The organism is Flavitalea sp. (assembly GCF_035489435.1).
In the GTDB taxonomy this organism is placed as follows: Bacteria; Bacteroidota; Bacteroidia; order Chitinophagales; family Chitinophagaceae; genus DATHKG01.
In genome coordinates this window covers 1-22,489 of sequence record NZ_DATHKG010000140.1, presented here as the reverse complement: position 1 = coordinate 22,489, position 22,489 = coordinate 1, and the positions used below count along the sequence as shown (strand labels likewise).

Genomic DNA, 22,489 nt, shown 5'->3' with positions numbered 1-22,489 from the left:
CAAAAATTCAGGCAAGGTTCGCCGGAAGGATTCTATTTTAGCGATTTTTCAAAATGACCGCTATTTCAGTCAAAATGACCCGTTTTTGACTGAAATAGCGGTCAAAAAAAAAATTCCGCAAAAACGAATATCGGCGGTTACCATTTTTTATTAGTTCTTCCCTTTTGAAATGTTGAATAATAATATGAGCAGCTCATATTGCTTCGCAAAGACGCTTAGGTTTGATAAACATGTCGTTAAAGCTATGCCGGGATTAATAGATAGAAAGATAGATAGATAGATAGGTAGATAAGTAGAATCTTAGTTTCCTGCCCTAGCGTTTCCGTTGCCATAAGCTTTTGATGGTTTCCTCCTGGGAGTAGCCGATCGGGCAGGCGGCGCTTTTCGTGTTGGCCCGATAGCTGCCCTGTGTTTCGTTGGGACAACTGATCATACGATTGCCAGGCATTTGGAGATGGCCATTCGGATCTGTGCTGCGGAGCCAATTATGCGCATATACAAGCCAGTTATTACGGTATGTCTCCGGCTGAAGAGAAAGCCATGAAATTTCATCCCAGCCCCAGATGAAATGAGAATTGGTATCAGCCACGTTTGGCGATTTACTTCTCCCGAAATTGTCGAACTCAACAAGGTATGGCAGATGATCTGTTTTCCATCCGCTCGGTGAGATGCAACCCAGGCTTTTGTTAAAGATCGCATCGAGATAACCCACCTGCAGTTTACCTTCATAAGGCTTTTCAGGGATCGGCCTGATCCGAAGAGGAAAAGAATTAAAATCAATCAGGCTTCTACCATCTTTAACCATACCGCCGCGCGGGGTATGTGCATCCAGTAGCACCCATTGCCGGCGTGCATGTACTGCAGCAAAGCCACGAATCTTTTCAATTGTTTTTGCCCAGTTGATTCTACCGGGATCATTCATCCCGATCAGTTCGATCTGCCCAAGGTGCAAAGCCTCGCACCCAAGTTTAATATAAGATCCGGCAAGAAAATAAAACCATAACTGCGTTTCTCTTTCGCTGATATCAGGTACACTGCTGCCTTTACGCCAATGATCAACAAATTTTCCCTGGCGATTCAACATCGAATCATAAGAAAAATTCCTGGACTCAACCGGCAAATTATATCCTTCGAAAACCCAGGCAGGAACCGGAACCTGGTTTACTTCCCCGGTAATTATCTCGAACAGGCAGCCTTGAAACATGATTTCGGGGTCGTAATTATGAAGATCATTTATGATTGATCGCGCAGTGTCCCAGAATGCTGGTTTATTCAACAGGCTTTCACCTCCCCACCGATAGATCGCACGTCCAATAAACTTTGCACCTATATTTTTGATCATCCTGATATCATCTGCGTGATATTGATATTCGCGGTTACCTTCAGGCTTTTCCGGCATAAGCAGGTACACCATGGTGATAGCCCTTTCCAGGTATTTTTCCAACACTTTTTTTGAAACACCTTTCGAATCCAGCTGACCGTTGATTTCCTGTGCTGCTGTTCTTTTTTCAGGAATAACTTCATCGCTTGAAAACTGTAATTCATTAGACTGACCAATTCCCCTTACCGTCAAAGACAGGCTCAATAAAGTCAAAAACAGGCTCAATAAAAAGGTTCTCCAAAGCTTTATCATACAAGCATAATAAGAATATTCACAAAATAATATTCACAAAATACTCAAATTCTAATGTGCTATGAGCGAAATGTTCGAAGGCGGCAATTCTCAAAACAATATTCGGGCATTCATAAGAAGCACTCGTTAAGCGTTAAATCAGCTGCATCATACTATGCCAATTATGATAACATCGATATATTGACAGCATAGAAATGTTATTATGACTACATCGAAATATTGAGAACATCGAAATGTTATTTATGATAACATCGATATATAAGACCGGTCAGGCTCCCGCCCATATATTTCCTTGTATTTCGATGAAAACTTGTTGAAGAAACTTTTGGCAAGCGCATGTCTTCCAACGGCAACAAGACTCTTACATTTCAATACTAACGCAAGCTCATTCAGTTCATCAAACCGGAAGATGGCATCACAAACAGAAATAATATCCTCTATGCGTGCCTGTGTGTTCAGGTAGTCACAATATTTAAGCAAATATTCGACGATATTATTCGAGATCTCTGCCTTCACTCCATCCAGCCATTCATAATGAACATCCTGTAGAAAATTGCCGGATCTAACGATCTCCAATATGCGATGTGCATTAGAAAAAGGATTTGATGCCGGCTTGCTGTTTATTATCCGGAAGTATTCAACAATGTCCAGATAAACCAGGGCAGGGTCGTATTCAAATTTCCAGGTACCGGTTTCGCGGCTGATCGTGCAGCCCCCGATCTTATCCAGAAGGTTTTTGAGCTTAACAAGATTTACCGACCGGTTATTTTTTGCATCCTTTAATTCTTTATCGTTCCATAAGGTCTCATTCAGCTTCTCGGCTGAAACACCTTTATCATATCGCAAAGAATCAATCAGGATCAGCAAAAACATCTCTTTCAGCAATGGAGAAAAATGCTTTGTAAGATATTGCCCGGTGGCAGTAATTGCTTCGAAATTTCCAAACATTGTGATCCTGGCTGTTGGTAACGCATACTCATCATCTTCACCAGCATATTTTTCATCGGCAGGTTCGGAGATATCTCTATTGGTAAGTTCAGATCCCTGTGATGCGGGCAGCTTAGCTACAAGAATATCCCTTAGTGCAACTGCCGGGTCTTTCACCTCAACAGGCAAATCCTTTTTTCCTTTATCAGTCGAAGAATCGTCTTTATCAGAAGAATCGTCTTTATCAGAAGAATCGCCTTTATCAGAAGGATCATCTTTATCAATCAACCTAAAATCTGCATTACTCAAATCTCCACTTATATCTCTCAAATCTCCACCTTCACCTGGTAACCCGCTCTTGCTTGCAGGAGACGTGTCTTTCTCCTGAACAGGCAAGCCTGTGGAACCGGGAACTGGTGGCCAATTCTCCGGCATATTCAACTCATTACCGGTTAACGCTCTGTCAACCCCGCCATCATTCACTTGCTTCCGGTTCAACGCTTGATCAACCCCGCCATCATTCACTTGCTTCCGGTTTAAGGCTTGATCAACTCCACCATCATTCTCTTGCTTACCGGTTAACGACTGATCAACTCCGCGATCATTTAATTTATCTCCATCATCATTTAAATGCTTATCGGTTAAGGTTCGATCAACACTGCCATCATTTAACTTATCCCCGCCATGATTTAACTGCTTACCGGTTAAGGATTGGTCAATTCCACGATCATCTAAATTATTCCTGTCAGCACTTAATTCTTCCCCGCCTTCACTCAGCTTTTTCCCGCTATTGTTTGACCTATTCACCCTATCACTTAACTTTTTACCAACATCATTCGAATTTTCCCCACCCAACGCTTTCTCCTGCACAAGATCCGCTCCCGCGAACTTTCTTGATGAAGCGCCGCTACCGGCAATGCGCATATCCTTTTCCCCTCGTCTTCTCCCAAAAAACACAACGAGCACAGCCACAATAACGGCCATCAAACCCGCTATCAGCCCCAACATCCATGGAAATCGTTTTTCTTCCGTGTCACTGTTTGATCCATCAATAGGGTTTATTTCATTAACCGGGTTTATCTCATTAGGCGGGAAGTTAATTGTGAACACTTTCAATTCAGTGATGGAATTTTCATTGGTGTACAGTGTAACCACCAGGAGTTTCTTGCTTTTTTTACAATAGAAAAGATCAACAAATGATCTCACGTCCTTGAACGAATAAGGAAAAGGTTTTCCCAATAATTTATATGATGGTTCGCTAAGAGAACCTTTTATTAATTGCAGATTGGTATTAAAGCTGCTGTTCGGAAAAATCAATGCATAATAATTCGCGGCCTCATCATCAATAACCATTGAATTGGCAAACACAAACTGTTCCTGCGGCTCGCGGAGCGAGAATAACTTTTTTATGGTATTTGTCTTTACCTCATATCTCAACAGGTCGTAATAATGTTTCGGGTTCAGCAACTGATCGCCCTCACTGCTTCCGAAACCTCCCAGTATATATGCGGTATCGCCGCTCGAGGTAACGCCCAGGCCCGATAAATACCGGGGAGCCAAAAAATCGCCGCGGGGTGAGATGTTTGTCCACGAAGTGCTGGCCGGATTTGTCTTTTGAATACTGTTCTTATATTTCAATTGCCCGTACCCGCAAAGGATGAACAAATCATTATTGCCGGAGAAAAATTTATTGGCCTGCCAGAACTCGGACAGATGTACAGAGTCAAAATTTTTGCTCCATTCTTTTTTACCGGGATCATAAGCGGCTAACAATTTAAGATCAGGATAAAAATTAAATAAGCGATTCAAACGGGAATTAAAAATGGATTGATTACCCCTCAGGAAGTTAAAATGATGGGACGCCAAACCGCTGGCAACAAGATTTGAATCATTCACCGGAAGCGTAAGCAGCGAATCTGCAGTTACTATATACAGCTCTTCAGTTATATCGTTAAATGCCACACTTGGAGATCCTTTTATTGTGAAGGCTCTCAGCATGCGCCAGTTACTATGCGTTGGTTGAATCCAGGTTGGATTTACAATTGCTGCTGCTTTTGCAGAGATCCGGTCTTTTGAAGACGTGCCGGAAGATTCGTTCAGTGACCAGAAATACTTCGCCCGGCCTTCAGTTGTTATTGAAATATTCCTTAACCTCATGGGCGGGAGGTCCCTTGAAATGAAATTACGTTCATTGCTTGCTCCGAAAACTACCTTAACGCATTTGTTTTTGAAGTTGAGTTGTTTTGTCTGCACCACCTGGTCATTCACTTTGCAGGTAACCATTTGCCGGGCATCAATGCCGATCGTTATTTTGGTCCATTTTTCGAACAGTGTGTTTTGAGGTAGATTGAAATCGATATTGGTGAATGTCCCGAGGTTTATGAACCTGAAATTATTTTTGTGCTGATCATAGATCAGGTCTATATTCTGATTTTCCGAATTTATCAGTCTGAAGATATAACCAAAATACACGGATTGACCGGGCACAAACCCAAGTTCAAAGGATATTTCCATTTTTTCATCGAAACAAATGCCAGCCGGACCCGAGAGATCCAGGGTTGTTCTATGCTCGGGAATAACCTCATGACTGGCAAAGGCAAGTCCATATTCCTGTGCTGTTAAGGTGGGAATCTCCCATGTGAATGAAAGCAATATCAGCAGTAGGAGGGTAAGCGATTTTCTATATCTCATAGCCATCATCGTGAGAGACGGATGCAGTCGGTTAAACAGCATCCTCAAAAAAATTTGCGAATGCAGGTATTTGTGTCCCCAAAAGACTTCGGAGTTGTATTGGTGCAATATCTCTCAAATTTAGGAATAATTAAAATCCTGCAAAAATCAGGCAGTACGCCTCGCTTATAAGGAATTTTCTCCCGCCATAACCAGATAAATTTCAAGGAAAACCGAAAATTAATGTCGGCGTTAACCGATAATTAAACTGTTGTTAAACCGCTGCGGGTTTATTTGTATAACTATTGCTAACCGACAATTGCTTATGCTTTATGAAAAAACTGCTACTGTGTTTAATCACTGCTTTCGCTTCCGCCATTACTTACTCGCAACAAGTGCTTATAAAAGGAAGTGTTACTGATGAAAAAGGCGACGGACTCCAAAGCGTCTCCATCATCGTAAAAAATAAGCCAACCCTTCATGCAACAACCAATGACAAGGGTATTTTCGAAATCCGGGTGGAGGATCCGGTAAATGATGTGTTGGTATTCTCTCATATAGGGTATACAAACCAGGAATTGAGGGTAAATAACCAATTGCTGGTAAAAGTTCAACTTGCGGCCGACCAGACCAAGTCGGAAGAAATTGTGGTGGTTTCCGCCCTGGGCATAAACCGGGCGCAGAAAACACTGACCTATGCCTCCCAGAACGTAGATCCCAAAACACTTACTGAAGCCAGGGATGTGAATTTTATGAATGGCCTCGCCGGGAAAATCGCGGGACTCCAGGTTACCGGAACCGGCCAGCCCGGCGGCAGCGTCAGGTTAACGCTCAGGGGTGATAACTCACTATCGGGCTCAAACCAGCCATTGATCGTTGTTGATGGCGTACCCATTGAAAACAATCCAGGGGATGCAGGCAACATTGACTATGGCAATGCGGTGGCGAATATCAACCCCGATGATATTGAAACGATCACGGTCCTAAAGGGTCCCAACGGTGCGGCACTCTATGGAGCAAAAGCGGCAAACGGTGCCATCCTGATCACTTTAAAGAAAGGGAAAACCGGCGGCGACGGAACGCTCGGCATCGATGTAAATCAGAATTTCCAGTTCTATAAAATAACGGCATTTCCGGAATACCAGAATGTTTATGGCGAAGGATCCAACATGCGTTTGTCGGGTGAAAATGTAAATAATGTGAACCAGGCAAATGGCGGAGTAAACATGGGTACCAGCAATCAAAGCTGGGGTGCGCCGATGCTGGGACAACCTTATAACAGCTATGCTGGTATTCCGATCGAAGGTGGATATGCACCTCAGGCTAGCAATGTCAGCGATTTGTACCAGCCGAGTTTTACCAATAGCTCAAATATTTCCATCAGCCGATCGGACGCCGCTTCGGCTTTCCGGCTTTCATATGGGTTCACGAAAAGCAATGATGTCATTGAAAACCTGAATCTTATTAAGAAACATAATCTTACCCTGACTGCCTCAAGAATCATTGGTACTAAGATCAGAATCGACACCAGGATCGGTTATACTTACTGGGACACAAAAAACAGGATGTTAAAAAACCTCGATGCATCCAATCCCCTGTCGACCTATGTATACATGGCCCGGAGTGTGAGACTGGATGGTTTTCTTCCTTATGAAGATGCAAACGGAAACGCTGTTGCCACGGGACAGGTAAACAATACGGAAAACCCATATTGGTCCATCTATTCCAATTCCAACCGCGATACCCGCAACGCGCTGAACGGTGCTGTGATCGCAACGGTTAACCTGGCACCCGATCTCAAAATCAGGGGACAGGTGGTGGGCGATCTCGCTACAACCGAAAATTATATGTACCGTGAACTGGGGGGAAGAACAAATCCACTCGGCTCCTATTCAAATAGTATAAACCGGCAGAATAACTGGTTTTATGAGCTGCTGGCCACTTATACCAAACGCATCGGTTCGGATTTCGTTGTTGATGCACTGGCCGGAGCATCTGTAAACGACGTGAACGTGCTGGGCCGCGCGGCTTCGATCAACTCGTTGCTGGTCCACGATATGCCCAGCATCGGTAATGCCAATACGATACCGGTTGCTACTGAATTTCTCACCCGATCCAAACAACAATCCGCCTTTGGTAAACTATCTGTCGGGTTCCGGGATTTTGTTTACCTGGATGTAACCGCCAGGAACGAATGGTCTTCGACATTGCCCCTTGGAAGCAACTCATTCTTCTACCCAAGCATAGGCGGAAACTTTATTTTTACTGAATTTATCAGGGAAAATAATATCCTGAGTTCCGGCAAACTGCGGGTTAACTATGCCAGGGTTGGTAACAGCACACAGCCTTATCAACTCTTAAATACCTATTCGCCGCAGGGTCTATACATGGGTAATCCATATCTCGCATATACCAATCAACTTAAAAATGCAGATCTGAAACCAGAACAACAGGTTTCAAAGGAAATCGGGCTTGATCTTTCACTGTTCAAAAACAGGTTGAATTTAAGCACCACTTATTATGATAACAGCACTATCAACCAGATCGTAAATGTTCAGACCGCATATGAAACCGGTTTTAATAACCGTGTCGTAAATGCCGGTGAAATTCAAAACCGTGGTTTTGAACTGACGTTATCAGCCACACCATATCAAACAAAAAAATTCAGCTGGAGATCCATAATAAATTTCGCGACCAACAAAAGCGAAGTGGTTTCCCTGCTGCCGAACGTAAACAGGATCCAGCTTGGTGGTCGTTTAGGGATGACCGTTAATGCGCTGGTGGGCCAACCTTACGGAACGCATATCGGGATTCAGCCTTATCATGTCGGTGATACCATACTGGTAGCAACCAGTGGCCGAAACATCCCCGAGCCAAATGTGATCACGGGCAATCCCCGCCCGCAATTCACGGGTGGTTTTTCAAACTCATTCAGTTACGAGGGCTTCAGTCTTTCGGTAACAGCAACCGTAAGATGGGGCGGAGTTGTATTCTCAGAGTCTTATGGCCGGGCAATGTTCCAGGGCACCACTGCTAAAAGCCTTGAGGGCAGGGATGATTACTTTTTCAGCAATTTCATACTTGGCGAAAGCGATGAGGAAAGAAGGAATATTGGTGGACAGGTGGGCCCGGGCCGTACACGCTACCTGGATTCAAACAGGGTGAAGGGTCTTCAGTATGCCAATGCCTACCTCGCACAAACCGGTCCCGGTGGAGTACTCCTGATCGATCCGAAAACCGGCCGTTATATGGTGGGTGACAGGAGCGTCGGATGGGTATATCCGCAACTGGTGCTGGGAAATGACAAAACAACCAATGATGTTCCTTATCTCACGTTTGATGCGAGTTCAATCCGCATCAGTGAGATCGTGTTCGGCTATACCTTACCAAAAAAATGGTTGAACCAGGGATTTGTCAAAGGAGCCTTTGTTGCAGTCACCGGGAGAAATGTTTGGCAGATCTATCAGAAAACGCCGATTGGAATTGATCCGGAAGCTGCCGCAGGATCCACAAACGGTACACTTGGCATCGAATCAGGCGGCTCATTTCCTTATGCCATCCTGGGATTCACCCTGAAGCTATCCTTTTAATGTAATTAATCTCCAGCAATGAAAATCAGCACATTTATTTATATCATTTTATTCTTCAGTGTTATTTCCTGCACAAAAAAATTTGAGGAACTAAATACTGATCCCACACAATTTGTTACGGTTTCGCCGGAAGCATTAATGCAGACAGCAGTAAAAAGAACCGGGGATATGATTGGCGGCGCCGGCCTGAATTCCGGCATCAATGTCAACATGTGGGAGATCGCAAATTTTATTGAACCCGGCGCCAGGTATTCCGCGAATGACCAGGGAGTGTGGCAAACCAGTTATGTAAATATTCTCCAGAACCTGGTTCAGCTTGAAAAACAATATGGTGGTGATACGGCCTTTGCGAACAGGGTACAGATCGCCAGGATATGGAAGGCCTATGTCTATTCAATCCTGGTTGGTTATTTTGGCCCTATCCCGGTGGGCGAGGCAAACAATCCTGAATCTCTCAACGTGATCAACTTCGAATCTGAAAATGCGGTTTATGTAAAAATTCTCGCCATGCTGAAAGAAGCGGGCACAGCGATAAATACTGCGGGGGATAAGTTAACCTATGATGCTGTTTACGGCAATGGTGCTAATCAACTTGTGAATTGGAGAAAATTTGCCAACACACTTCGTTTGCGGATTGCACTTCGTTGCAGGCTCAATTTGCCAACTGAGGCCGACGCCGCAATCAGGGAACTGATGGGAGCGGAAACTGCCTTGATCAATTCGGAAGCGGAAACCGCGAAGGTGCCATATGAAGCGGTGAATAACAATGAAAATCCTTATTTCAAGTATTATATCAAGGGAGCATTCACCGGGAACTTTCCAAGGATGGCCGACCAGATGTTTGTTTACTTAAGATCTTATAAGGATCCCAGGATCGATTACTTTTTTGATTCAGTGCGCCTGGCAAACAGGTACCGGGTCACGGATACTTTAACCAGCACAGCAGATGATTCGCTGAGGGTGGTAAACTATCCCATCCCGCATTATGGTTTAAATAAATCCAACCAGGTTCTTCCGGGATGGACGGCTACGCTTGCCGGGCAGATCAGTCCACAGGGACAAACAAACCAGGGTGGCCTGAACGGTAACAGTGCTTATTCAATGCTTGCATTGAACATCATAAACAATCCGTCGCGTCCTATTATTATACTCGGATTTGCTGAAGCACAATTTCTAAAAGCACAGGCGGCAATACTTTCATTGGGCGGATCCCAGACCGCTGAAAACTATTACAATTCCGGTATAGATGCAGGCTTTGCTTTCTGGGGTGTACCACTCGCCATGCGAAATACATATAAGGCAGGTGATGGTATAAAATTCGGTACGAATGGAACAGGTTTCTGGAATTATCTTCATACCAATAAAGCCGATCTTCCGGCTGGCGATATTAATAAAATTTATTTTCAGACCTGGTTAAGCTATTTCCCGGATCAACCTTTTGATGCCTGGTGCCTGCAGCGTCAAACCCGGGTGTTAAGCCTGTCTCCACATACAACACCAGGTCTTCCTACCATTTTGTTCCAGGATGTACCTGACCGTGCAGTATATCCGAATACTGTGAATACGCAAAACCCTTCGGGATACCAGGGTGCTCTTCAGCTTTTAGGAGCTGCCGGCTTTGCTGACGAAACTACTAATCCCTACCTGCGATTGAAATTTGAGAAGCCATATGTTGTGCCTGACTACAATGCCATCCCGGCAGTATATGATAATTCTGCGTCGAGAAAATGGTATGGCACAACCATCCAATCTGTACAGGCCGCAGCTGCAGCCAGTGGATTTACAGTAACCATCACTTCAACTTTCAAATAACAGTAATGAAAAAACATTTCATATTTATAGCAGCTTTATTGGTAACCTTTACTGCCTGTGTAAAAAAGGCAGACAATCCGACAGCTGAAGAAAATATTCTGAATTATGAGATTCAGGAAGTGCCTGTAGTCAATGATTTTACAGTCGGCGCATTTTATTATAATTTCGGAACCTTCAACGCTAATATTACCGAAGTCCCGGTTGCCGGAAAATATGGAATGCCCAACGGGCTGGTTCCGCCGGCGGTAATGAGAACGCATATCGAACAGGCTGGCCGCGGTGGTATAGACTATTTTCTTTTTCAGTTCAGATCTGTCAGCAGGGATCTGAATAATTTCCGTTCTGATTCAACAGTTGTCAAATCTTTTTTAGACGTCAATACGGCTAATATGAAATTTGCACTTGCATATAATTTCGCCAGTGCTACTTATGGTATATCTGCCGCGGCACCGCTGGAGAATGATGCTGTAAAATTGGAGCAGTTTTTCCAGGATATATTAAAGATGGCTCCATTGTTGGGAAATGCGAATTATATAAAAGTGAATGACAAAGTCCTATTATATATCGTTAATGCACAAACGCTTTTCTCCTCTAACAATTCAGCGATCTATACAACATTAAGGAACCGGTTATCGGCTTTGGGCTTCCAGCTTTATATAGTAGGTATGCAGGATCGCTGGACTCCTCCCGCGAGGTACCCTTTCCGTTACCAGAATGGGGTCGATGCAGTTTATCATCAGTCTTTCAGCTCACAGCTCAATGACTGGGATCGCTGGAACCTGCTTCCACAGGCGATGGATCAGAACTGGAAATATTCAAGGCAATGGTTTGCGGATAATATCAAGGTGGATTATGTTCCTAATATAACACCGGCTTACAACTGGAAGATTACACAACCTGCAAGTTCAAACCCAAATTACCTGAGAAATGATAGCGGCGAAATTTATAAGAAGTTGTGCAATGTTGCGAAAATGAATGCCAGCCCAACAACCAGGCTCATATTGATTGATTCCTGGAACAAATGGGATGAGGATATGCAACTTGAACCTGCCAACAGTTATGGTGAACTTTACCTGAAAATAACCAGGCAGCAGTTCAAAAAGCAATAAGAACCAACGATAAATTCCAGGTAGCAACTTGAATGATGATAACTTTCTGTAGCAACCTGTTTAATAATTCTTTTCCTGGATGATAATACGGTTGAACTAGTATGAATACTTTTCCTGGATGATAATACAGTAGGACCCTGTATAAAATACTTTTCTTGTATGATAATAGGGTAGCACTTGTATGAATACTATTCTTGTATGATAATACAGTAGCTTCTTGTATAAAATGCTATTCTTAGATGATAATGCGGTAGCACTTGTATGAAGTGCTTTTAATAATAATCCAGTAACCGACAAACAAAAAACAGCAATGTATTTCATGAAAACTATATTCGTCTTTTCTTTCCTGGTTGTCGCATCATTCTGTTCAGGCCAAAGTCGGCATAGTACCAGTTCGATTTTTAAAAGTTATAAAGGCCTTGTCCTGGCAGGTTACCAGGGCTGGTTCAATGCCCCCGAAGATGGTGCCAACAGGAAATGGAACCATTATTCCGGCAAGGAAGGTTTGAAGGACGGGTCCTGTAAATTTGATATGTGGCCAGATGTCAGTGAGTATGCAAAGACTTACAATTCACCCTTTCAACTGCCTGAAGGCAAAGCAGCAAAACTTTTCAGCTCTTATGATGCTGAAACGGTTCAGCTTCATTTTAAATGGATGAAAGATTATGGCATTGATGGTGTTTTTGTGCAACGTTTTGTGAGTAATATTAAAAATACTACAAGCCTCAATCACAATAATGTGGTGCTGAAAAATGCGATACGGGCTTCGCGTCAACAACGAAGGGCGATCGCGCTTATGTATGATCTATCGGGCATGAAAGACAGCGATGATACCACAGTAATAAACGATTGGAAAAATCTTGTTGATAGTCTGAAACTAACGGCAGGGGGCAATGATCAGACCTATCTTTTTCATAACGGGAAACCATTGGTCGCTATCTGGGGAGTTGGCTTTGAGGGCCGGAACTACAGTCTCAAAACGATTGAGAAGGTGATCGACTTTCTAAAAAATGACAGTGTCTATGGCGGCTGTTCCATTTTACTTGGGCTGCCTACTTACTGGCGAACTTTAACCCGCGATGCCGATACCGATCCTCGTCTCCATGATGTGATCCGGAAATGCGATATTGTTCAGCCCTGGATGGTGGGGCGTTATAACGAATCGTCTTACCCCGGTTTTGCAGATCAACTTAAATCGGACCTGGCATGGTGCAAAACAAATATGGTTGATTATGTACCGGTGGTATTTCCCGGCTTCAGCTGGCACAACATGTATGAGACCGGTAAATTTGACCAGATTCCGCGTAACAAAGGATCATTCTTCTGGAAGCAATTAACCGGTGCAATGGAAGCAGGATGTGAAATGATTTATGTGGCCATGTTTGATGAGATCGATGAAGCAACTGCTATCTTTAAAATTTCAAATAATCCACCGGAAGGCAAGAGCAGGTTTGTAACCTTTGAACCGGGTATCCCCGGTGATTATTACCTGCAGCTTACCGGTAAGGCTGCAAAAATGTTAAGGAAGGAAATTCCTTTCAAAAAAGAAATTCCGGCGCCGGTGGTAAAGAACACCCGCAAAGGATGATTGCTTTCCTGTAGTCCAAACTTTTTTTTTAAACTCCAGGAATGCAATCCCAACTATTTTTTCAAATTCCAGGAATGCGTATCCAAACTATTTTTCAAACACCAGGAACGTTCATGAAAAACTTCTTTAGTAGCCTCCTGCTTTGCCCGGCGATCTTTTTTTTCGCCGGGGCAACAGCTGGCTCGGCGCAGCAACCGGTCAGCTTTGTTGATCCACTTATCGGTTCCGGCGGTCATGGACATGTATTCGTAGGTGCAAGTGTTCCTTTTGGTGCCGTGCAACTGGGTCCTGATAACTTTTACAAAGGCTGGGACTGGTGCTCCGGGTATAATTACCAGGATAGTGTAATCAGGGGATTTGCCCACACCCATCTGAGCGGCACAGGTATCGGTGATCTTTCAGATATACTCCTGATGCCATTTACCGGTGATGTAAAAACGGATAAGGGCCAGGAGAAGGTTCCCGGAAGCGGCTATGCTTCGCTGTTTTCTCATGCCAACGAGAAAGTAAAACCAGGCTATTATGGGGTGAAACTAAATAATGGAGTTGGAGTGGAACTGACTGCTTCCGAAAGAGTAGGTTTTCACCGTTATCGATTTCCTGCTAACGGTGAGGCACATGTGATTATTGATCTGAAAGAAGGAATCAATGACAGGTCAACCGAAACATTTATTGAACAGGTAGATGAATATACATTCAAAGGATACCGGGCCTCATCGGGCTGGGCCAAAAGACAGTTGATATATTTTGCCATCAAAACGTCAATGCCGGTAAAGGATTTTTCAGTTTATAACAAAAACTCGAAACTGGCCGGAACAAATGGTAAGGACTCGGCGATAAAAGGTTTAATCAGCTTTAAAGAGGGGCCGGCATTATTACAAATAAAAGTGGGCATATCGCCGGTTAGTTCAGAAAATGCATTGGCAAATATTGATGCTGAAATCCCCGGCTGGGATTTTGAATCTGTATTGAAGGAGGCTGAGACGAAATGGAACAAAGAGTTATCAAAATTAACAATAGAAACTTCGGATTTAACTGCAAAGCGCGTTTTTTATACTGCTTTGTATCATACCATGATCAACCCTTCATTGTTCAATGATCATAATGGTGACTACCGCGGTGCTGATCAAAAAGTTTATAAAGCGGCGCCATTTGCGAACTATAGCGTATTCTCTTTATGGGATACTTATCGTGCTGCCAATCCACTCTATGTGTTGACCCAACCCGGAAGGGTGGGAGATATGGTAAACTCGATGCTTGCAATTCACGATCAACAGGGTCATTTACCCGTCTGGCACCTGGCGGGTTATGAAACAGGTACCATGGTTGGCATCAGCAGTCAGCAGGTGATTGCCGAAGCTTATATAAAAGGGATCAAAGGTTTTGATGCGGAACGTGCCTTTGCGGCTATGAAAACAACAGCTATGTCTGATCTGCGTGGGCAGAATTATTTGCGGGAGTTCAGGCCATTACCTTCGGATGCTAATGTGGGCCGGCCTGTGGCGCAGGCACTTGAACTTTCAGTTGGTGATGGTAGTATTGCGCTGCTGGCAAAGTCTTTGAAAAAAACCGCGGATTATGAATATTTCACGAAACGCGGTAAGAACTATAAATTATATTTTGATTCATCAGTGGGTTTCCTGAGAGGTAAGATGAGCGATGGCAGTTGGAACCCGAATTTTGATCCCTTGAAATCGGTTCGTCCTTATGGTACCGATTTCGCCGAGGGAAACTCCTGGCAGTATCTTTGGCTGGTGCCACAGGATGTGCATGGATTGATCGGATTACTCGGTGGCGAGAAAAAGTTCAGTGCAAAGCTGGATACATTTTTTTCTATTCCATTAACAGGTGACCTGGTTGATCTTACCGGGGGTATTGGTCAGTATGCTCATGGTAATGAACCCAGCCATCATATCGCATACCTGTATGCGTATACTGGCCAGCAATGGAAGACCGCTGAGAAAATCCGTTATATCATGAAAGAATTTTATCATGACAAACCGGATGGTATGATCGGTAATGAAGACTGCGGCCAGATGTCGGCCTGGTATGTTTTTTCTTCGCTTGGGTTTTACCCGGTGTTTCCAGCTTCGGGAAACTATGTTATCGGAAGTCCACTGTTTCCGAAAGCGATATTAAAGCTTGGGAACGGAAAGCAGTTTGTGATTGAATCAGTGAATAATAATGCTGCAAATATTTATATTCAGCGCATAGAACTGAATGGCAAGAATTATCTCAAATCCTATATCAGTCATGCTGATATCATCAATGGCGGAAAAATGAAGATTATAATGGGTGATAAACCAAACAAGGAATTTGGAGCGTTGCCAAATAATCATCCATAAGATTGCTGCTTGATTCATCGTCTTAACTTGTCGCGGTATACGATGCCTGATAACGTTTACTTTTCATGAGAAGTAATACAAATACTGGTTTGATCATTCTTCAAGCGTACACTTACTAGTATAGATTAGATTAATTGTAGAATCATACGATTGGATAGATTAATTATATAATCATACACTTTACTATTATGCGATATATTAATTGTTCAATCGTACCTTCCGATTAACATTTACTTTATTTGTCAATCGGGTGCTTCGATTGTCGTTTTAACTTACTTGTGCTATCGTATGCTTCCAAATACCATTTACTCTTATTTATTTAACATGCGGATACTTAACATGCGGATACTTTCACTGTTGATCAGTTTATTATTTTGTACTATCGCTTCGGCCCAACAAAAGAATCTGAAACTCTGGTATGATAAACCCGCCGGCGATGTATGGGAGGCGGCACTTCCATTAGGTAATGGCCGTTTAGCTGCCATGGTATATGGTAATCCGGCTAGCGAAATAATACAGTTGAATGAATCCAGTGTCTGGAGCGGTGGACCTTCAAGAAATGATAGCAAAGAAGCTTTGGCGGCCCTGCCTGAAATAAGAGCTTTGATTTTCGCAGGCAAATATGCTGATGCCTCAAAGCTTGCACAACGAACTATCCGCGCCAACCCGAACAACGGAATGAAATATCAACTGGTCGCAAATCTTAATCTTCAATTCGCGGGTCACGAAAAATATGAGCATTATCATCGCGAACTTGACCTGGACTCTGCTATCTCAAAAACATGCTATGTGGTGAATGGCACAAGCTTCACCCGCACAGCATTTGTTTCCATACCTGACCAGGCAATCGTGATAAGGCTCACCGCCGACAAGCCCGGTGCTATAAATACAACTGCCTATTTCGCAAGTCCGCAAAAATCATCGCGTAAGGTGATCGGGCAAAATACTTTATCCCTTTCCGGCATCACCAGCGAGAAAGATGGCGTTGCTGGTAAGGTGAAGTTCACAACACTGGCGAGGTTGAATGCTGATGGCGGCAGAGTTTCATCTTCAGATACAGCTGTGACTATAGCAGGTGCAGATGCCTTAACCATCTATATTTCTATTGCCACTAATTTCATCGACTATAAAAATATAACTGGGAATGAAAATAAAAGGGCAGAAAACTACCTGGCAGCAGTGGTTAAAAAATCATATATCGGTTTAATGACCGATCATGTCCGTACTTATCAAAAATATTTTAAGCGTGTAAGCCTGGACCTTGGAATAACCGACTCGATAAAAAATCCCACTGATATACGGATCAGGGATTTTGCGAACGGTAATGACCCGCAACTGGTAGAACTGTATTTCCAGTTCGGACGCTACCTGCTGATTGCTTCATCTCAACCCGGCGGTCAGCCCGCTAATTTACAGGGTATCTGGAACAATAAGATGGATCCGCCCTGGGGCAGCAAATACACCATCAACATTAATACAGAAATGAATTACTGGCCCGCTGAAATTACAAATCTCACAGAAATGCATGAGCCCCTTGTGCAGATGGTGAAGGAGCTTTCAGTGACGGGTCAGCAAACAGCAAAGGATATGTATGGTGCCGGGGGCTGGGTGGCGCATCACAATACTGATCTTTGGCGAATCACCGGTCCTGTGGATGGCATTTATTCCGGCATGTGGCCAATGGGCGGTGTATGGCTCAGCCGTCATTTGTGGGAGAAGTATTTGTTCAGCGGTGATAAAACTTACCTGCAATCAGTTTATCCGGCGATTAAAGGTGCCGCACAATTTTGCCTGGATTTCCTGGTAGAAGAACCGACGCACAAATGGCTGGTCGCTTCACCATCTTCATCACCTGAAAACAATCCTTCGGTGAACAAAGGCGTTTCAATAGCAGCCGGAACCACGATGGATAATCAATTGATGTTTGAATTGTTTTCAAATGTTATTCGTGCCGCGGAAGTATTGGGTAAGGATGCAGAATTTTCCGGAAAGCTGAAAGCCGCCCGCAATCGTTTGCCGCCACTTCAGATCGGGCAGCATGGACAATTGCAGGAATGGCTGGAGGACTGGGACAATCCGAACGATAAACACCGGCATGTTTCTCATTTGTTCTGCGTGTTCCCGGGCAATGGCATCTCACCTTACCGCACACCGGAGTTGTTCAGTGCTGCACAGAAATCGCTGGTGTATCGCGGCGATGTTTCAACTGGCTGGTCAATGGGATGGAAGGTGAATCTCTGGGCGCGGTTCCAGGATGGTAACCATGCTTATCAACTTATCAAAAATCAGTTAACGCCGGTTGGAATGAATAAGGGCCAGGAAAACAGCGGGGGCGGTACTTATGCCAACCTGTTTGATGCACATCCGCCATTCCAGATTGATGGTAATTTCGGCTGTACTGCGGGTATTGCCGAAATGCTTATACAATCGCATGATGGTTCCATACATCTGCTTCCGGCTTTACCCGATGCGTGGCCGGATGGAAAAATAACAGGTATCAGGACAAGAGGAGGATTTGAAATCGTAAATATGGAATGGAAAGAAGGTAAAATAACAAAGCTAATTATTAAGTCCCATCTTGGCGGCAGTTGCCGGATCCGTGTACCAAATAATTTGGATGCAACAAAAAACAGCACTATTGTATCAGCAAAAAATAATACTATTAAATCAACAACAAATGCCAATATAAAATCCGCAACGGGCAACAATCCAAATCCATTTTTTGAGATAACACCAACGCCAGCACCCATAGTTGCACCGAATATCAAGGTGGATAAACCGTTGCTGAAACCCACCATACTTTTCGAATTCGATACGCGGCCGGGACAGACATATGAATTTGCCTCACGCACAACTACCCGGAAGTGATAGTGCTCGCTTTCTGCCATATTCTCAGCAGTGACATTGCTCCACTTCTGCAACGACTCTAATGCCGTTCAACCTTTTTTTTGAAAACTGATGAATATTAAAACTTATGTTGACTAACAAAGTATCAAAGCATCTTAACTCAAACTGTTGAAAACATTTTGCTCAACTATTATTAGCATCTTACACAACTAATGAAAGCATTTTGGTCAACTATTTCCTTTCCATTGATCGATCTGCAGGTAGGCATACCAGTCAGCATTTTCTCCGGAAAGTTCGATGTCAAAATATCTTGTCAGCACACCACCTACCCAGGTCTGTGCATTTCTTTTTTGCGCGCCGTTCTTAACGGGTTATGCCAGGTATTTTTTTTCTGGTTTGAAACAGCTGCTGAATTTGCGGGTATTGGACTGCGCCTGTGTAATAACGCTGACGCATAAATCCAGTATTAATAATTTGAAATTGATTTTCATGGTTAACCTGTTGGACGATTGAAATTAACGAATCATCAGAATTAACGAATCATCAGAATTAACGAATGATCAGAGTTAACGAATTATCAGAATCAACGAATGATCAGAGTTAACGAATCATCAGAATCAACAAATGATCAGAATCAACGAATGATCGGGATAAATAAATGATCGCAATAAATGAATGATTAGATTGTCTGATACCTATCATTCTTTTACAAACGGTGTTTGTGAATATAGATTTATATACTCAGATGACGAAGACGGGGAGGGGTTTAAATCGCATTTTTAAAAATGACCGCGATTTCAGTCAATATGACCCCATTTTGACTGAAATCGCGGTCAAAAATATATTTTCGTAAAAGGAACATAAGTCCCGGGTGTTGAAAGGCTGATTTTTGACAAAGCATGAACCAAGACAAGGCCTGAATCAGCACAAAGAATGAATCGGCACAAAGAATGAATCGGCACAAAAAATGAATGAGCACAAAGAATGAATCAGCACAAAGAATGAATCAGCACAAAGAATGAATGAGCACAAAGCATGAATCCATGACAGAGCATGAACCAAGACAAGGTTTGAATCAGGGCAAAGTAAGAACCAGCATAAAGCCAGCTGCACGGATAATCGTAAAACTAATATCTTTGAGACCTTTGGCCCTGGACTGACTACTAAACTCCTGATTGATTGATCACGAAAACCTCATTTTACATGCCAGGCCAGGTTGCTTTGATTAGAGAAGTTATTGCTTTTACAAGACTCGTCGTTTTGCTATTGTTATCATCAGTGTCGTTTATTTCGCAGGCCCAGATAAAATGGCCGTCGAATCAGTTGCTTCCCTCATTTCCGGCTTCGGCCCAGACACAGGACTTCATAATTCTTAGGGAAACACCCACACAATGGCAGGCGGAAAGGCCGATGCTACGTCATGAAACAGGAAGGCTTGAAACAGATGGCTGGCTTTGCGAGCCGGATATTGATACTGCCCGCCGATACATGATTTACGGACCTTATGATACGAATATAACCGCCGGTCCGAACATAGCAGAGTTTCGAATAAAGACTGATAACAACACAGTGAACGATGACCCGATAGTTGACATCGACGTGAGGAACGCTACAACCGGTGAGACCATCGTCTTCCGGAAAATCACCCGGGTGCAATTTCCCACCGTCGGAGAGTATACCAATTTTACCCTGCCCTTCACCCTTTCAGCAGATAAGCAGTCTATCGAACTGCGTGTATTCTGGCATGGAACAGCTTACGCAAAAGTTGACCGCGTGAATATTCAGCAAAACAATTCTTCTGCTGAGATGTACCTGTTCGCCTCATTGAAAGGCATCGTTAATAAAAGAAATCCGCGAATCTTTTCTTATGAAGGCAATGCATCAGGCGAAGGACCATATACCTGGCTGCAGTCTCTCGGTTTGAAGTGGAAGGAGTACCCAAACAAATGGGATCTGATTACTAAATACCGAAGCGAGTTATCGGGCCTGATCGTTTACGACCCCGAACAGATACATACGGTAAACCTTGCAACGTTACTTGCGAAAGATAAAAAAGCAATCATCGCTTCGCCGGCTCTGATCACGCGGTTGACCTCTGCTCCCTACAATCTTCCTGTGCTTGTTGACTTAAGGGGACAATTTGCCAGCAAGTTGGCTGTATACCAGGCGATCTATGATAAATATTGGCCGAAGCTGGATCATCGGTTACTTATCGGGTTAAATCCCAATGCACATAAGGGTGCTCTCCGCGAATATGCAACAGCGTTAGGTACAGCCGTTATCTGGCTGGATCCGAAGGTTGCAGGTGAAAGTGAATTGCTTGATAAATTTTTATCTTCCATGCCGGCTGGTGCGAATTTTATGGGTTGGTGGCCGGAGGAGGCACCTGGAGTCGGGCGCGCATCCACTTTCGGTATCGCAACCATTGCCAGCGATTTTGCTACCAACCTGACTGTACACAGCGGTATGCCCAGGAAGTTCAATCCGAAACCCATACCGCCGAAACCTCCGCTTCAAAACAAACTCTATGTTGCTTTTATATTGAGCGACGGCGATAATTTGCAGTATGTAGAGCATCATATGCGTAAACTATGGAACAATCCCGATCGGGGCTCGGTTCCGATGGGTTGGACTATATCTCCCGCGATGCTCGATGCAATGCCCGGTGCACTGAATTATTACTCGAACTCTGCAACGGATAACGACAATCTCATTTCCGGTCCTTCTGGTTACGGTTATGCCTACCCGAATACATTTCCAAACCAGCAATCGCTTAATGATTTTGTTTCGAAGACCGAAGATTATAACCGGCGTGCCGGTCTCCGGGTAGTTACCATCTGGAATACGATCACCGGCGGCATAGACCAAAAGGTGGGTGAAACTTTTGCGCGCCTCGCACCATCTGTGCTTGGCCTCACCGCGCAAAATACCGGCGGTGGCCTTACGGTTTTCGATAAAAAACTTCCCGGGATGGCGCTGTCCTGTAATTATTGTACGAATGAAGAAGCCATGAAAAATCATATTACTAAGGCTTCATCAGGATGGAACCGGGCGGAACCGAGGTTTATCATAATCCAGGCTCAGCCCTGGCAAGGTATAAATCCATCGAGTTTTAAAGCCGTTGCGTCTTCACTCAATGAAGATTATATTGTAGTGCGCCCGGATCATATTTTCCAACTCATGCGCGAAGCGAACGGTCTTGATGTTCGCTGACAAGCTATAAGCTTGAAAGGCTGATTCGATAAGGACCAACATGGCCATCAAATGAGTACGGATTACAGAAACACCTGACCCAGGGAGTTTTCAGTACATACCGGCGCTTCGGCTTATTCAGAGTTGCTGATGATGGATGATAATCAGGCGGGAGTTTAAGCTCTTTCAAATAACTAATTGTTTACTATGAAAAAATTACTACGGATTTGTCATATTTCGCTGGGGCTTGTTACTTTGTTTTTCCCGGTAACAAAAGTGTTTGCACAAAAAGTATTTGCACAGGATATAAAGATCTCATTCGATCAATACCGGTTACCGGTGTTGCCGGGAAAGGAGCGTAACCCGGTGGCTGGTCTAACGGTAACGCACATGAGTAACGAAACCATTGATCTTACGACGCTGCGGCTTAAGATCATCAGTTCCGGAAAGGGAATGATAACCAGTGTTTCTCTTTTATCACTTGGCCAGGATTCTGCGGCAGCAGCAGATACAAAAATGGCAAAGGCAATCGAGGTGGGACGATCCCCGGGGAAGAGTGACGGTTCTGCTGAGATAAACGGAAGAGTATCCCTGAAAAACGGAAAGAATTATTTCCTCATTACAGTATCGGTATCTCAACAGTCATCATTGTATGATAGTATCCAGGTGCTGGCAACCCAGGCAGTGTTTGGTAAACGCTCAATGAACATCACTGCGCCATCCAGAATAACCTGGCAACGCATTGCCACTTCGGTTAGACGTGCGGGTGAGGAGAA

10 protein-coding genes are annotated in these 22,489 nt (G+C 43.8%); 8 read left to right on the top strand and 2 right to left on the bottom strand.

What is annotated here, in order from left to right; genetic code table 11:
• Positions 1-313 precede the first annotated feature (313 nt).
• Together VK664_RS22025 and VK664_RS22020 are read right to left on the bottom strand one after the other, a co-directional pair.
• Positions 314-1,633 carry a hypothetical protein gene (locus VK664_RS22025; protein ID WP_461400866.1) on the bottom strand — a complete coding sequence of 440 codons (1,320 nt, stop codon included), beginning with the start codon at positions 1,631-1,633 and terminating at the stop codon, positions 314-316.
• 240 nt (positions 1,634-1,873) lie between these two features.
• Positions 1,874-5,293 carry a hypothetical protein gene (locus tag VK664_RS22020; protein ID WP_461400865.1) on the bottom strand — a complete coding sequence of 1,140 codons (3,420 nt, stop codon included), beginning with the start codon at positions 5,291-5,293 and terminating at the stop codon, positions 1,874-1,876.
• 269 nt (positions 5,294-5,562) lie between these two features.
• On the opposite strand from VK664_RS22020, the gene VK664_RS22015 reads away from it, so the two are divergent.
• The 8 genes from VK664_RS22015 to VK664_RS21980 all read left to right on the top strand — a co-directional run.
• On the top strand, positions 5,563-8,820 hold the full coding sequence (locus VK664_RS22015; RefSeq protein ID WP_461400864.1) for a SusC/RagA family TonB-linked outer membrane protein: 3,258 nt from the start codon (positions 5,563-5,565) through the stop codon (positions 8,818-8,820).
• 18 nt (positions 8,821-8,838) lie between these two features.
• The gene (locus VK664_RS22010; RefSeq protein WP_461400863.1) at positions 8,839-10,632 is read left to right on the top strand and encodes a SusD/RagB family nutrient-binding outer membrane lipoprotein; all 1,794 of its coding nucleotides are present in this window, start codon (positions 8,839-8,841) and stop codon (positions 10,630-10,632) included.
• 5 nt (positions 10,633-10,637) lie between these two features.
• Entirely contained in the window at positions 10,638-11,741 is a 1,104-nt protein-coding gene (locus VK664_RS22005) for a glycoside hydrolase family 99-like domain-containing protein (RefSeq protein ID WP_461400862.1), read from the top strand.
• 319 nt (positions 11,742-12,060) lie between these two features.
• Positions 12,061-13,329 carry a glycoside hydrolase family 71/99-like protein gene (locus tag VK664_RS22000; RefSeq protein WP_461400861.1) on the top strand — a complete coding sequence of 423 codons (1,269 nt, stop codon included), beginning with the start codon at positions 12,061-12,063 and terminating at the stop codon, positions 13,327-13,329.
• Positions 13,330-13,442: 113 nt separating this feature from the next.
• Entirely contained in the window at positions 13,443-15,674 is a 2,232-nt protein-coding gene (locus tag VK664_RS21995; RefSeq protein WP_461400860.1) for a GH92 family glycosyl hydrolase, read from the top strand.
• 324 nt (positions 15,675-15,998) lie between these two features.
• Positions 15,999-18,542 (top strand): glycoside hydrolase family 95 protein, encoded by a 2,544-nt coding sequence (locus tag VK664_RS21990; RefSeq protein WP_461400859.1) that lies wholly within the window; start codon positions 15,999-16,001, stop codon positions 18,540-18,542.
• 1,182 nt (positions 18,543-19,724) lie between these two features.
• Positions 19,725-21,734 (top strand): hypothetical protein, encoded by a 2,010-nt coding sequence (locus VK664_RS21985; RefSeq protein ID WP_461400858.1) that lies wholly within the window; start codon positions 19,725-19,727, stop codon positions 21,732-21,734.
• 186 nt (positions 21,735-21,920) lie between these two features.
• A partial coding sequence (locus VK664_RS21980) for a BNR-repeat neuraminidase N-terminal domain-containing protein (protein WP_461400857.1) occupies positions 21,921-22,489 on the top strand: 569 nt, incomplete at its 3' end.

What these genes read in the sequence shown, in the direction of transcription:
- VK664_RS22020 (WP_461400865.1), bottom strand. Translation starts at nt 5,293, where the DNA reads ATGCTGTTTAACCGACTGCATCCGTCTCTCACGATGATGGCTATGAGA.
- VK664_RS22025 (WP_461400866.1), bottom strand. Translation starts at nt 1,633, where the DNA reads ATGATAAAGCTTTGGAGAACCTTTTTATTGAGCCTGTTTTTGACTTTA.
- VK664_RS22010 (WP_461400863.1), top strand. Translation starts at nt 8,839, where the DNA reads ATGAAAATCAGCACATTTATTTATATCATTTTATTCTTCAGTGTTATT.
- VK664_RS22005 (WP_461400862.1), top strand. Translation starts at nt 10,638, where the DNA reads ATGAAAAAACATTTCATATTTATAGCAGCTTTATTGGTAACCTTTACT.
- VK664_RS21990 (WP_461400859.1), top strand. Translation starts at nt 15,999, where the DNA reads ATGCGGATACTTAACATGCGGATACTTTCACTGTTGATCAGTTTATTA.
- VK664_RS21985 (WP_461400858.1), top strand. Translation starts at nt 19,725, where the DNA reads ATGCCAGGCCAGGTTGCTTTGATTAGAGAAGTTATTGCTTTTACAAGA.
- VK664_RS22000 (WP_461400861.1), top strand. Translation starts at nt 12,061, where the DNA reads ATGAAAACTATATTCGTCTTTTCTTTCCTGGTTGTCGCATCATTCTGT.
- VK664_RS22015 (WP_461400864.1), top strand. Translation starts at nt 5,563, where the DNA reads ATGAAAAAACTGCTACTGTGTTTAATCACTGCTTTCGCTTCCGCCATT.
- VK664_RS21995 (WP_461400860.1), top strand. Translation starts at nt 13,443, where the DNA reads ATGAAAAACTTCTTTAGTAGCCTCCTGCTTTGCCCGGCGATCTTTTTT.